The organism is Olleya sp. HaHaR_3_96 (assembly GCF_019278545.1).
Classification (GTDB): domain Bacteria; phylum Bacteroidota; class Bacteroidia; order Flavobacteriales; family Flavobacteriaceae; genus Olleya.
Genome location: NZ_CP058987.1, coordinates 907,089 through 921,430, shown reverse-complemented (window position 1 = coordinate 921,430; position 14,342 = coordinate 907,089). Strand labels below are relative to the sequence as shown.

Below are 14,342 nucleotides of genomic sequence, written 5' to 3'. Positions count from 1 at the left end.
GTTTAAAATAATATTATAAACTACTACTTCCCCAACAGTAATAACTTCTTATAGAGGACTTCAGTCGTGTAGCGCTTCATGGTTATTGCTACTTCTTTTCATTTATTTGCAAAACAATTACTTCTTATGTTGTTATTAAGCACCATATTCAGGTTAAAAAATGACTAGATCTTACAAATAATTAATTAGTTTGTTTTATTTTTTGGAAATGCTATCCGCCACAATTAAAGCATTGTAAGCATTTACAATTTTCCCGGATTTTGATAGCTGATTAAAAGGAGTTTTTATAGTATCGTTTTTTGTTAGTTTGACCGGAAAAGTATACTCTACCCCACTGTCCATAATAATGTGTTTTACTTGTGAAGCAGTAAGACTTGGGTAATAAGATCTAACCAAGGCAGCGACACCTGTTGTTATTGCGCAAGAAGCTGAAGTACCACCTGACACAAATTTATACTTTTCCTCCGCAGGAGTAGTGGTATAGATTTTTGTTCCAGGTGCAAATACATCAATATCTATATTTCCATAATTAGAGAATACAGCAAACAGGTTTTCATTTGGCTCATAGGTTGAAGCCCCTACCTTAATAAAATTATCAGATACTTCCTTACCATTATTAATATTATCATTTGGATAATAGTCATTAAAAATATTTAAATTATAACTTGAATTTCCAGCTCCAGAAACGACTAATACATCTTTTTCTTCAGCATATTTTAAAGCCTCGAAAACCCATTCTTTGTATAGCGAAAATTCTTTACCAATACTCATATTAATAACTTTAGCACCATTATCTACAGCATATCGAATTGCCAATGCTATATCTTTATCATGTTCATCTCCATTTGAAGATATAGATAATGCCATTATTTGTATATTATTAGAAAAACCATCTATTCCTATTTCATTATTTCTTTTAGCACCAATCAAGCCCACCATAAATGTGCCATGTTCTAAGAAATAAAGATCTTGATTGACTATGTTATTTCCATAATTGGTATCAGATAAGTCCTCTGGATTGTCATTAATTATAATTCTGTCATTATACGACGTGTTTAATAATTTAACCAAACGCTCATTAGCTTGTATTGTACTGATTTTAATCTTTTCATCGGGAGCATACTTTATAAAATTACTCATTCGTACAGCATTAAATTGTAATATAGAATCAGTACCATGTACCTGTTTTAAACTATCTAATTGTTTAATGGTGTAATTACTATCTTTAAAGTAAGAGCTTAAAAAGACTCTGGATTCGTTTTTCCAATTAGCAACGTTATTGATGTATATACTATCATCCTTAGCAGACAAAAATCGTTCAGCATATCTTTTTTTAGCAGTTTTATATGTCCTATATAATAAAGAATCTTTTATTTCATTGTTTAAAAAAGAAGAATTGTATTTTTTTAAAATTCTTGTAATTTCATAATTTACAAATAAAGTATTTTCCCCTTTTTTATTCCCAATAAAATTCCAGCCATGCAGATCATCTATATAACCATTATCATCATCATCAATATTATTATTTGGTACTTCATTGCTATTTGTCCAGATACTACTACTTAAATCCTCATGATTAATATCTATTGAGGTATCAATAAGAGCCACAATGATCTCTTTTCCTTCTTTATCTTTTAAGATTAAATCATATGCTTTATCAAGACTTGTCCCTGGAATAGAGTCATCAATAATATCTTTATGATGCCAATTTCTGAATTTTTTTTCAGATAATTCAATGCTAGGATTTACTTTTTCCTGTATTGATACACGTGTAAAATTGTTTTCTTTGCATTGAGTAAAGAAAAAAGGTATAAGTAAAATATAAATTTTATTCATTATAAATTTCTAATTGTTTTTTTTAATAAATCTCAAGTAAACCTTATTTTTTTCCTTGATAAACTTGAGTGTTTTTTTATGCATTTAGGCTCTTCTGATTTACTAACAGTTATATCACTACCATCAAATAGTTCCAAACTTTTTTAAGGGTCTTCATATTTGAAATTCTGAACTTTCAAGGCGTATTTTTTTATTTGTTATATATCTTCAAATAAATAACATAAATTCAAAGTAACAACATTTTGGTATTAAGACAGGGAGAATAACATCCAAATTCAAAAATTGAGATGGTTTAACTCATTTAGTAAGAGTAATGGTACTACTCTAATGGTTTTCAAAAATGATTAATTAGTTTGTTTTATTTTTTGGAAATACTATCCGCCATAATTAAAGCATTGTAAGCATTTACAATTTTCCCGGATTTTGATAGCTGATTAAAAGGAGTTTTCATAGTATCGTTTTTTGTTAGTTTGACCGGAAAAGTATACTCTACCCCACTGTCCATAATAATGTGTTTTACTTGTGAAGCAGTAAGACTTGGATAATATGAATAAATTAGTGCCGCAATTCCTGATGTTATAGCCGCCGCAGCAGAAGTGCCTCTAACAGATTTATATTTTTTTTTCTTTGATGACGTCGTAAATATATCATTTCCTGGCGCAAAAACATCTACATCAATGTTTCCATAATTAGAAATAGCAACAAATAGGTTTTCATTTGCTGAGTAATTGGAAGCTCCAACCATTAAAAAATTATCTGAAACCTCATCTCCGTTATCTACATTATCATTAGGATAGACCTCATTAAAAACATTTAAGTTATAACTAGAGTTACCAGCTGAAGAAATAATAAGCACATCATTCTTCTCAGCATATTTAAAAGCATCAAAAACCCAATTTTTATATAAAGAAAACTCTTTTCCAAAGCTCATATTAATGACTTTTGCACCATTATCAACAGCGTAACGGATAGCTAATGCAATGTCTTTATCATGTTCATCTCCAAAAGAAGCAACACAAATTGGCATAATTTTAATATTGCTAGAAACACCTTTCGTTCCTATATCATTATTTCGATTTGCAGCAATTATTCCAGCCATAAGTGTTCCATGATCAAAAAAACCAACATCACTATTTACTATTGAATTTCCATATTTAGTATCGCTTAAATTGTCAGAATCATCACCAATTAATACCCGATCATTATAATCTACATTTAATAATTTATTAAGTCGTTCTACCCCTTTAAGTTTATAGTCTTCAAAATAATCATCAGTAAAATCATTTTTTATATAATAATCTACCCATGAAATATGCATTTGTAAAACAGAATCTATAGGGTGAAGCTGTTTTAAGCTATCTAAATCTTTAATAGAATATGTCTTATCTTTAAAATACTTCGACAATGTTTTCTCTGCATCTTTTTTGTCTTTGTATTCTACTTTTATAAAGTTAGTATCCTCAATCGCATAAGCATAACGTTCTGCGTGCTTCTTTTTAGCTTTTCTATAAAGAACATAAAGCGATGAATCTAAGTCCGTTTTATATTCTGAATTATTAAAAATAGGAGTGTATTTTTTTAAAATACGTGTATATTCATAATTAACAAACTTGGCACTTTTTCCATTTTCGTTTCCTAAAAAATTCCAACCATTTAAATCATCAATATAGCCATTCTTATCATCATCTATTTTATTATTAAAAATCTCTTTTTTATTTATCCAAATACTGTTTTTTAAATCATCGTGATTAATATCTATTTGCATATCAATTATTGCAACAATAATTTCTTTTCCTTCTTTATTTTTTAAGATTAAATCATATGCTTTATTAAGACTTGTCCCTGCAATAGAGTCATCAATAATATCTTTATGATGCCAAACTTTTAAGTTGTCGTCAATAAATTGTTTTGTTGATATTTTATTTTGCTTTTCTATTATAGGATTATAAACAAACCTTGTTTTACAACTATTTACACAAATGGTAAAAAAAAGAAGACAAAAAGACGAGTAAATTCTATGCATAAATTGTTAATATTAAATGGTACTGCCTAAATTAAAAATTTAAACATAACAATGCTATTTATTCGAAAATTATCCATTTTAATTTGTACAATTTTGCTTGGTTTTCGTGTTTTAAATTTCTTCTATACCTGCTTTATTTGTACCTCCGAAAACTCTAACTACAATTAATACATATTTTTTAGTCACTTATTTTTACAAATCTCATTTATCTACTATTATAAAAATCTAACAAAAAAAATAAGTCTATCTAAGTAATCCTAGATACCAAAAGAAAACATCCTATTGAATTTAGGCTTCCAAAAAAAAAGACTAGCAACACTCCTCAATAAAGAAATAGGTTTTAAACAATAAAAGCACTCAAATTAATGAGTGCTTTTAAAAGTTATTCTAAAACAATTTTATAATTTTAATACTACTATAAATCTACTTCCTCAACAGTAATAATTCATTACAAAGTACCTCAGTCGTATACCGTTTCATACCATCTTTATCTTCCCAACTCCTGGTGGTTAGCTTTCCGTCTATGGCCACTTCTTTTCCTTTAATAACATATTTTTCTATAATGTCCGCCGTTTTTCCCCAGGCCACAATTTGATGCCATTGTGTATCTGTAATTTTCTCTCCTTTTGCGTTTTTATAACTTTCGTTTGTGGCTAATGTAAATCTTGCTAACTTTTTACCAGATTCTAAATTAATAATTTCAGGATCTTGTCCAAGGTTTCCAATTAACTGTACTTTGTTTCTTAACGTATTCATAAGATAAGGTTTTAATCATATTGAATTTCATTAGTTCCATTCAACACTGCAAAGATGATTGAGTAACCAAATAGTAATCGGTAGTTACGCATTTAATGTCGGTTGTAAACGTTTGTTGTCGTTTGTAATCGGAAATTATGTATCTTTCCTTTTTAATTTAACTATTTATGAAACAGTTATTTACACCATCATTTTCTATCACTCAGAAACTAGAATATATTTTGAATTGATAATTTAGAAAATAAAATTTAGCTCTAAAAAAATAAGTATGAGTATTTACATAGAAACAGAACGGTTAATACTTCGCGAGTTTGAAGTCCAAGATGTTGATGGGTTATTTACCTTAGATTCTGATCCCCTAGTCCACAAATACCTAGGAAACAAACCCGTAACCAATAAAGCCCAATGTTTAGACTACATTACCACGTGCAAACAAAAATATAAAGCGCATGGCATTTGCAGATTAGCAGTTATAGAAAAACAGTCAGGCGATTTTATTGGCTGGTCTGGCTTAAGACTTATTGACGATTACACCTTTAACAATCGTACTAATTTTTACGACGTTGGGTATCGGCTTATACCAAAATATTGGAATAAGGGTTACGCTACGGAATCTGGAAAAGCAGCTGTTAATTACGGTTTTGAAACCCTGAAGTTAGATACTATTTTCGGTTTAACCGAAATAAAAAATGAAGCGTCACACAACGCCCTGTTAAAAATAGGCTTAGATTATATTGAATATTTTTACTATCCCGAAGAGGCCGTACAATTACGTTGGTACGCCATTAAAAACCCTAATTTATAAACAATCATGAATAAAGCTTGTCCAGAATGTGGAGATAAAATAGTTGGTCGTATAGATAAAAAATTCTGTAGTGACGGATGCCGTAATGCACATAACAATAAAGTTAATAAGGATGGTAAAAACTTAATCCGTAATATTAATAACCGGTTACGCAAAAATTGGCGCATTTTAGAAAGCCTAAATCCTGATCAAAAAACAAAAACATCCAAAACTAAATTAGAAGCCAAAGGTTTCGATTTTAATTATTTTACAAGTATTTACACCACAAAAGCTGGTACTATTTACTACTTTGTCTATGACCAAGGTTACTTACCTTTAGACAACGATTTTTATGCACTTGTAAAACGTCAATAATACTATGAAAAAACTAATACTTATACTGCTAGTGTTTAGCTTCAGCTGTAATAATAAAAACAATAACGTGGCGACCACAACTCATCTTGACGTAAATAAAGGTGACGTTGTATCAGACGTAACTCCAATTCCGCTTGACAGAAAAAAAGCAACCTATTTATATCATTTTGCCTACGATTGTGTGGATCAAGAATATCCTAACAAACTAAATCAGGTTTTAGGAGATGGCACGTATTTAAAAACACCACAGCAGTTACACCCTGCTTTTTATGGTTGTTTTGATTGGCACAGTTCTGTACATGGACATTGGACTTTAGTTACTATTTTAAAAGATTTTCCGGATTTTGAATCTAGAGATGCTGTTTTAGCTAAGCTGAAAGCAACCTTAACAGAATCTAATATTTTAAAAGAAATTGACTATTTTGATGACCAATACAACAAAACATTTGAACGTACTTACGGTTGGGCTTGGCTACTTAAATTAGCCGAAAGCTTAAAAGAATGGGACACGCCGGAAGGCCAACAACTTTCAAAAAATCTAGCGCCTTTAACAGCACTTATTGAGAAAAAATGCATTGCTTTTTTTAATAAATTAAATTACCCTATTCGCGTTGGGGAACATCCAAATACTGCTTTTGGGATGAGTTTGGCATTGGATTATGCTAAAAAATATAGCCCAAAATTAGAACAGGTAATTATTGACAAAGCCAAAGTGTTTTATTTACAAGATGAAGGTTGCCCGATAACTTGGGAGCCTGGAGGTTTTGATTTTTTATCGCCTTGTTTACAGGAAGCCTCACTTATGGCTAAAGTGTTACCAAAAACCGAATATATCAAATGGCTAGATGCCTTTTTACCTAATTTTAGACACAACCCTTCACAATTTATAAACACTGTAGAAGTGGTTGATAAAACGGATGGTAAAATGGCACATCTAGACGGTTTAAATTTTAGTCGCGCTTGGTGTTTGTATGAAATGGGCTTGATATTAGACAACCAAAAGATGATGGCCTTAGCTAATACACATTTTAATGCTAGTTATGATAAAATGGATTCGGGAGAATATGCTGGTGCGCATTGGCTGGCTTCTTTTGCATTGTACGCTTTAAAATCTGGAGCACACAAGCTGTAACTAATCTTTACTTTTATATACTAACAGTTAACCAACCGTAATGCTTCTTTTACAATGATAACTTCCATTATTTTTTCACTATTTGGCTTAGCTGTAGCAGCTATCGTTTTTTTAAACTATTATTTTAGCTCCAAAACAAAAATCTTAAGACGTTTAAAACAAGTGTCTTTTAGTCGCATTGGTAGTTTACAAAATAACAAATTTGCAAAAATTGAAGGTCTTGCCCTGAATATTGAAACACCGTTAATTGCACCATTAAGCAAACGTAAATGTGTATATTATAAAATTAAAATCGAAAAAAAGGTAAGCTCAGGTAAAAGTTCGCGTTGGGAAACAATCGTTGACCAAAAGGTAATTCAAGACTTTTTTGTAGAACAAACAGGAGAACGCCTTATTATACTACCCACGGTAAATAGAAACAATTATTATGACTATTTGGTTACAGATAGAAACACTAGTTCAGGAACTTTCAACGATCCAACCCCAGAATTTAAAGCGATTCTAGATTACTATAATATTAAATCAGAAACCATCTTCGGTTTTAACAAGCAACTACGTTGTAGCGAAGCAATTTTAGAAGTTGGAGAGCCTGTAACTGTAGCGGGCCATGTTAAATGGATAAAACTAGAAAATCCTGTAAAGGAGTACAATTACTCGCGTATCGCCTCACTTACGGCTAAACCGAAAGATAAAATTTTAATTACCGACAGTCCTGATGCATTACGACCAAAATTTGGTCGTGCTTAACACATACTATTTCCAGTTATGTCCTTTTAATTGCATAGCTGCTTTTAATATATCTTTTTGGCTAATTTGACCCACCAATTTCCCGTCTTCTACTATTGGAAAACGCCTACGTTTAGATTCCAAAAAGCGATTAGCAGCATCAAAGACATTAAGATTACCATCTATAGTTTCTACATTTTTAGCCATATGTTGCGCTACACTATTGTTTTGCGTTGGCATGTTATAATATCTGCTATCACTAATTTGTTTGATACAATCCCCTTCAGATATAATACCAATTAATTCATTTTTCTCGTTGACCACCGGTCCTCCAGAAATTTTATACTTTATCAGCGTATCAATCACCTCTTCCACACTTTGTGTCGCTTTAAAAGTTATTAAATCTCTTGTCATATAATCACTAACCTTTAAAGATTGATTATTTTCTGCTTGTTGTTGTCCTTTTCTTGGTCCTTCAAAACTTTTAATTCCCATATCTATTATTTTATTTTACTTAAAGTTACTGATTTTAAAGCATTTAACCTAAACCATTAACACACGCAATATTTTATTACTTTTATATCAACTAATTAACTACCCTTAAAATGTTAAAAAAAGCAATTGCTATCCTTATAATTATTCTTGCTGTTTACGCCAGTTTTGATGCTTTATTACCGAATAAAATTTCTGGTCTAGAGACGCCGTTACATCAATTCTCGACGGACCGCGCCTTGATACAACTGGCCGAAATCTCTAAAAAACCACATTACACCGGTAGCGAAGCGCACACAAAGGTTAGACACTATATTGTTTCAGAATTAGAAAAATTAGGATTAGAAACCCAACTTCAAGAAGGGTATACCATAAGTAAATGGGGTAATTTGGCAAAACCAATAAATATACTTGCTAGAATAAAAGGAACTGCAAATACTAAAGCATTAATGCTATTAACGCATTACGATAGTAACCCACATAGTTCTATAGGCGCTAGTGACGCTGGCTCTGGCGTGGTTACCATTTTAGAAGGTTTACGTGCTTTTCTAGCAGAAGGTAAATCTCCAAAAAACGATATTATCATTGGTATTACAGATGCTGAAGAATTAGGTTTAAATGGTGCCGATTTGTTTGTTAACCAACACCAATGGGCAAAAGATATCGGTTTAGTTTTAAATTTTGAAGCTAGAGGAAGCGGAGGCCCAAGTTATATGCTTATCGAAACTAATGGCGGAAATGCGAACCTAATGAAAGGTTTTGTTGCTGCAAATCCTAAATTCCCTGTCGCCAACTCCCTAGCCTACAGCATATACAAAATGCTGCCAAATGATACAGACTTAACCGTTTTTAGACGTGATGGAGATATAGAAGGTTTCAACTTTGCTTTTATAGACGACCATTTTGATTATCACACAGAAATGGATAATTACGAGCGTTTAGACCGAAACACCTTGGAACATCAAGGCAGTTATATCATGCCTTTATTACAACATTTTAGTCAAGCCAATTTAGCAGATGTAAAAAGTAACGAGGACTATATTTACTTTAATGTTCCATTTTTTAAAACTGTAATTTATCCTTTTAGCTGGATACTCCCCATGCTAATACTAGCTACTGTTATTTTTATTAGTCTTATTATTTATGGATTTAGACATAAAAAACTACAATCAAAAGCAATCGGTAAAGGATTTTTAGCCTTTATACTAAGCTTAGTTTTTAGTGGGGTATTAGGTGTTTTTGGCTGGCGACTTATAACTATTTTGTATCCTGAATACGGAGAACTACTCCATGGTTTCACCTACAATGGACATAGTTACATCTGGTTTTTTGTATTGTTAAGTTTAGCGATTAGCTTTTTGTTTTATAATAACGTTTATAAAACTACTAATACAGCTAGTGTAATGATTGCACCCTTAACGTTTTGGTTATTAATCTGTGCTGCAGTTGCTTTAAAATTGGAAGGTGCTAGTTTTTTTATAATTCCTGTTTATTTTAGTTTAATAGCGTTTTATATTTTACTAAGAAAAAAGCAACCCAACGTAATTGGAATGGCATTCTTATGTACTCCCAGCTTATTTATCTTATCTCCTTTTATTAAAATGTTTCCTGTAGGCTTAGGTTTAAAAATGTTAGTGGTTAGCGCGATTTTTACCGTACTAATCTTTGGATTATGCCTAACCGTTTTTGGGTTTTTAAAGCATAAAAAAAGATGGAGTTACCTCTTCTTTTTCTTCGGAATGATTGCCTTTTTCATAGCACATCTTAATTCAGCATTTACACCAGACACTCCAAAACCTAATAGTTTAGTTTACACCCTTAATGCCGATGACAATACTGCACTTTGGGCTACTTACGATACTGTATTGGATAACTATACTAAAAACTTTATTGGAGAAACACCTAAAGAAGCCTCTGATTTAAATAAAAATACATTTGGCAGTAAGTATGCCTCAGGTTTTACTTATACCAGTCATGCGCCTGTAAAAGCTATTCCTATGCCAAAAATTGAAGTCTCTAACGACACAATCATTGGTGAGACTCGTTATTTTAATATTTGCATCATGCCACAGCGTAATGTACAACGTATGGAACTATTTTCAGATTCGACAAACCACTATAAATCTTTCAAGATTAATGGTATTGATGCTTATCGTTCTGAAGGAGATTCTTTAGTCTTTAAAAACAGAAAGCACAATAGACTGTTTAGCTTTTTTGTTAGTAAAAATGAAATGCTAGACATGCTTATAAGCGTTCCTAAAAACCAAACGACTCAATTACAATTATTTGAAGCCTCTTTTGACTTGCTAGATAACGACTTGTTTAGTATCCCAAAAAGAAGTGAGAGTATGATTCCAAAACCCTTTATTTTAAATGATGCGGTGGTGATAAAAAAGACCATTACAGTCAAATAAAATCAACTCATTAATTAATAACCCTTTAATACAAAACATGAAATAATTTCATAATTTTGACGTAATTAAAATTATAACCATGAAAAAGATACTTTATTTAGCCCTTTTTAGTTTCAGTTTTGGAGCTATTGCTCAATCCAATGATGATTTGACAAAGCATTACGAGGCGTATTACAAACAAATGAAGACGCAAGGTGATGCTCAAGGTATTATTAATGCCATAACGCATCTTAATGTTTTAAAACCATCTGAAGCAAGAAAAGACACTCTAGCTTATATTTATCTAAACGAAGGGAAATTTAACCAAGCGTTAAACACTATTGGTATAGAGCAAAAAGCTACCGATTCTGATATGGCTTTAGAAGTAAAGGCTGTATCATTAAAATCTTTAGGAAACGCAGAAGGTTCTTATCCTTTTTTCAAAACGATTTATGATAAATATCAAAATGCACAAGTCGCTTATGAGCTCGCTGAAATCAACCTAAATATGAATAAGCTTACAGAAGCAAAAAAGTATATCGACTTAGGATTAGCTAATGTAAAAGACAACCAAGGTAAAAGTTTTTACGAAACACAACAACCTTATAAAGTTCCTTTAAAATCTGCTTTCTATTATTTGGATGCTTTAATCAAGTTTAATGAGAATAAAGACACAAACAAAACTGCTGCCGTTTTATTATTAGATAAAGCTTTAGCTATTGAGCCTCGATTTAATATGGCTCTACTTGCTAAAAATGCTCTATCACCTCAAGAGGCAACTGACACAGAAAATTAAATTAACACTAGCTTATAAAAAAAGCCTTCCAATTGGAAGGCTTTTTTTTATATATAAACATATTATTTATTTTACTATAATAAATTCACTTCTTCTGTTTAATTGATGTTCAGACTCACTACAAGGCGTACCGTCACTACATCTATTTCGCAATTGTGTTTCTCCATACCCTTGACCTGTTAGTCTTGCGCTATTAATACCACCAACAGTAACTAGATAGTCTATCGTTGATTTAGCTCTTCTATTAGATAAATCAAGATTATACTCACTTGTATTACGACTATCCGTATGCGATCTCACATCAATATTAACATTAGAGTACACATTTAAGAAATCAATTATTTTACGCAATTCGACTTCTGCATCTTGTCTTATATAAGCTTTATCTAAATCAAAGTAAATAATATTTATACCTAACAAAGGTGCAATATCCGTTCCTAATGGAGCAGGAAGCACATCTTGTTTTTTCATAAATAAAGCACGCTCTACAACACCTGTCCTATTTGGTGTATTAAACACTTTTTCGGCAGGGCTATACGCTTCTTTAGTAGACCTAATAGAATACGTTTGAGAACAATCTAAAGTAAAGCTAAAACTACCATCTATTCTAGACGTCTTTTCATCTATAATTTTATTATTTTCATTCAACAGGTACACAACAGCATTGGCTATTGGTTGGTCATCTTTAACATCTAACACAATCCCATTGATAGATTGTTCGCATTTAGTAATTAATGGTTTTATACTTTTAAAACTATAAATATCATCATCTCCAACACCTCCAGCTCTATTTGAAGCAAAATACCCAATACCAGTTATGTTATTAATAATAAAAGTAAAATCATCATCTGGTCCGTTTACAGGTCTTCCTAAATTAAAAACATCACCAATTTTATTATCCTTTAAATCTGAAACAAAAATATCCAAGCCCCCTAAACCAACGTGCCCATCTGATGCAAAATATAATTTATTATCTTTACTAATAAATGGAAAAGTCTCTCTCCCTTCTGTATTAATTTTGTCTCCAAGATTTTTAATTTCTCCGAAAGCACCATTGTTTACTTCCACTTTATACAAATCAGAAAATCCTTTTGACCCCGGCATATCACTAGCAAAATAAAGTGTTTTTCCATCAGGACTTAATGCTGGATGCGCCACTGAATATTGATCACTGTTAAATGGTAATTCTTGAACATCCCAATCCGTACTGTTCTTATCCGCTCGTTTTGCTCTATATAATTTTAATCTATTGGTACCTTCTTCATCCTGCTTATAATCTTCATCTGTATAATTGTTTCTTGTAAAATACATGGTTAAATCATCCTTAGTAAAAACGGCAGTAGACTCATGATAAATAGAGTTTATTTCACTACTAAATTTAGAACTACTTGGTTTTGAACCATCCGTATCATTGAGTTTATAAAGGTCTAAAAAAGGCTGTTCATTCCAGTCATGAACTCTTTTAGAAAACCCTCTTGCATTTCTATTAGATGAATAAATTAATGTCCCTTGATAAAATGAAGGTGCAAAATCTGATAATTTAGAATTAAAATGTACGTTAATAAGTTCAAAACGTCCAGACTGCAATTCTATTTCTTCTAAATAATTTCTTTCATTTACAAATAAATTAGCACGGTAGTCTTCCCCTTTAGTCTCATTAAATTTCTCCATTACATTATCTGAAGCCAAATACTTTTCATCACTTTTTAAAGACAGTGCATAACGATAGATATATTCTGGTTCAATATTATCTGATGACTCAAATAATTGTCCATACCATTTAGCTGCATTTTTATAATCAGCATTAAAATAATAAGAATCCCCTAAGTTTTTTAATAGTTGATCGGAATTAACGCCATCACTAGCTGCTTTTAAGTAGGATTCTCTTGCCTCTATATAGGCTAATTTATCAAACTCTTTATTCCCTTCTGTGACTTCTTTTTTCTCTTGAGCCAATAAAACATTTATTGAAAGAAAAAATAAGGTAATATATAATGTAATTTTATTTCTCATAGTAATTGTTTTTGGGGTTAGAAGAATCTTGGAGAAATCATACGGTTATTTCTTTTGAACAATTCAAATCTTAAAAACACTTCATAAGATCCGTCATTAAATTGTTGCAATTCTGTCGTTTCTCTATCATATGCAATACCAAGCATAATCTGATCTGAAACTTGAAAACCAGCCATAGCACTCATTGCAGCATTCCATCTGTAAGCAAGACCTAAAGTTAGTTTTTCTTTTAATAAAACGCTAGCAGATAAATCGACTTGTAATGGTGCTCCATCAACAACTTTAAATAATGTGGACGGTTTAAATTTAATATCTGGAGTTAAGTCAAATATTTTTCCTGCCATAATATAAAAATTAACCTTTTCCTTTGCTGTTGCAAAAGAGTTATTATTTGCTGCATTTTCATCAAAATGCTCTGTCTCCAAAATATTGGGAGCACTTAAACCTAAGTAAAAGGTGTCTGTATAATAATAAAGTCCTAGTCCAAATTGTGGAGAAAATTTATTATCCACATTTATCTCCGTATCAGAATCGCCTTGATTGAAAGCTCCAGTATTTAACTTATTGGTATCTATATTTAAAAAGTGTCCTCCAGCTTTTAGCCCTAATGCTAACTTAGCATCATTTGCCAAGTCTAAGGTGTAACTAAATGATAAGTCAATATAAGTTTCACTAGTAATAAATATTTCATCTTGTGTAATATTAAGACCTACTCCAACCTTTTCTCCTACTGGTGAGTGTAATGATGCTGTAAAGGTGTCTGGCGCCCCGTCTAAACCGACCCATTGCGTCCTATATAAACCAACAAAACTTAATACATCTCTAGAACCAGCATAAGCTGGGTTAACACTAAGTGTGTTATACATGTATTGAGTGTATTGAGCATCTTGTTGCGCATAACTTTGATTAGAATAAAATCCTAATCCCATTACGGCTAAAATAACTATGCAATAATTTTTCATTTTTGTATAAGTTTAAACCAGTAACTCTAATTATAAGTTACTGGTATTTGATAA

At 31.4% G+C, this 14,342-nt stretch carries 12 protein-coding genes; 6 read left to right on the top strand and 6 right to left on the bottom strand.

Features of this window, described 5'->3' with window-relative positions; genetic code table 11:
- Positions 1 to 195: 195 nt before the first annotated feature.
- The 3 genes from H0I26_RS03900 to H0I26_RS03890 all read right to left on the bottom strand — a co-directional run bounded on the left by H0I26_RS03900 (position 196) and on the right by H0I26_RS03890 (position 4,615).
- The gene (locus H0I26_RS03900) at positions 196 to 1,836 is read right to left on the bottom strand and encodes a S8 family serine peptidase (RefSeq protein ID WP_218701096.1); all 1,641 of its coding nucleotides are present in this window, start codon (positions 1,834 to 1,836) and stop codon (positions 196 to 198) included.
- A 358-nt stretch (positions 1,837 to 2,194) separates the two neighbouring features.
- Positions 2,195 to 3,859 carry a S8 family serine peptidase gene (locus tag H0I26_RS03895; RefSeq protein WP_218701095.1) on the bottom strand — a complete coding sequence of 555 codons (1,665 nt, stop codon included), beginning with the start codon at positions 3,857 to 3,859 and terminating at the stop codon, positions 2,195 to 2,197.
- 423 nt (positions 3,860 to 4,282) lie between these two features.
- Positions 4,283 to 4,615, bottom strand: a complete 333-nt coding sequence (locus tag H0I26_RS03890) for a single-stranded DNA-binding protein (protein WP_218701094.1) — start codon at positions 4,613 to 4,615, stop codon at positions 4,283 to 4,285.
- Between the two features lie 268 nt (positions 4,616 to 4,883).
- Here H0I26_RS03890 and H0I26_RS03885 point away from each other — a divergent pair, with 268 nt between their 5' ends.
- The 4 genes from H0I26_RS03885 to H0I26_RS03870 are packed head-to-tail and all read left to right on the top strand — an operon-like array spanning position 4,884 to position 7,653.
- On the top strand, positions 4,884 to 5,420 hold the full coding sequence (locus H0I26_RS03885) for a GNAT family N-acetyltransferase (protein ID WP_218701093.1): 537 nt from the start codon (positions 4,884 to 4,886) through the stop codon (positions 5,418 to 5,420).
- A 6-nt stretch (positions 5,421 to 5,426) separates the two neighbouring features.
- A complete protein-coding gene (locus tag H0I26_RS03880) occupies positions 5,427 to 5,774 on the top strand; it encodes a hypothetical protein (RefSeq protein ID WP_101016027.1) in 348 nt (115 codons plus the stop codon).
- Between the two features lie 4 nt (positions 5,775 to 5,778).
- The gene (locus H0I26_RS03875; RefSeq protein ID WP_218701092.1) at positions 5,779 to 6,906 is read left to right on the top strand and encodes a DUF2891 domain-containing protein; all 1,128 of its coding nucleotides are present in this window, start codon (positions 5,779 to 5,781) and stop codon (positions 6,904 to 6,906) included.
- Between the two features lie 54 nt (positions 6,907 to 6,960).
- On the top strand, positions 6,961 to 7,653 hold the full coding sequence (locus H0I26_RS03870; protein ID WP_218701091.1) for a hypothetical protein: 693 nt from the start codon (positions 6,961 to 6,963) through the stop codon (positions 7,651 to 7,653).
- Positions 7,654 to 7,659: 6 nt separating this feature from the next.
- Here the strand turns inward: H0I26_RS03870 and H0I26_RS03865 are convergent, their stop codons facing one another.
- Positions 7,660 to 8,127 carry a CBS domain-containing protein gene (locus H0I26_RS03865; protein ID WP_101016019.1) on the bottom strand — a complete coding sequence of 156 codons (468 nt, stop codon included), beginning with the start codon at positions 8,125 to 8,127 and terminating at the stop codon, positions 7,660 to 7,662.
- 110 nt (positions 8,128 to 8,237) lie between these two features.
- Between H0I26_RS03865 and H0I26_RS03860 the strand changes: the two genes are divergently transcribed.
- The gene (locus tag H0I26_RS03860) at positions 8,238 to 10,538 is read left to right on the top strand and encodes a M28 family peptidase (protein ID WP_218701090.1); all 2,301 of its coding nucleotides are present in this window, start codon (positions 8,238 to 8,240) and stop codon (positions 10,536 to 10,538) included.
- Positions 10,539 to 10,617: 79 nt separating this feature from the next.
- Positions 10,618 to 11,313: a hypothetical protein gene (locus H0I26_RS03855; RefSeq protein ID WP_218701089.1), complete on the top strand. Its 696-nt coding sequence runs from the start codon at positions 10,618 to 10,620 to the stop codon at positions 11,311 to 11,313.
- A 66-nt stretch (positions 11,314 to 11,379) separates the two neighbouring features.
- Here H0I26_RS03855 and H0I26_RS03850 read toward each other — a convergent pair whose 3' ends face one another.
- A complete protein-coding gene (locus H0I26_RS03850; protein ID WP_218701088.1) occupies positions 11,380 to 13,326 on the bottom strand; it encodes an OmpA family protein in 1,947 nt (648 codons plus the stop codon).
- Positions 13,327 to 13,343: 17 nt separating this feature from the next.
- The gene (locus H0I26_RS03845) at positions 13,344 to 14,288 is read right to left on the bottom strand and encodes a type IX secretion system membrane protein PorP/SprF (RefSeq protein ID WP_218701087.1); all 945 of its coding nucleotides are present in this window, start codon (positions 14,286 to 14,288) and stop codon (positions 13,344 to 13,346) included.
- Between the last annotated feature and the right edge of the window lie 54 nt (positions 14,289 to 14,342).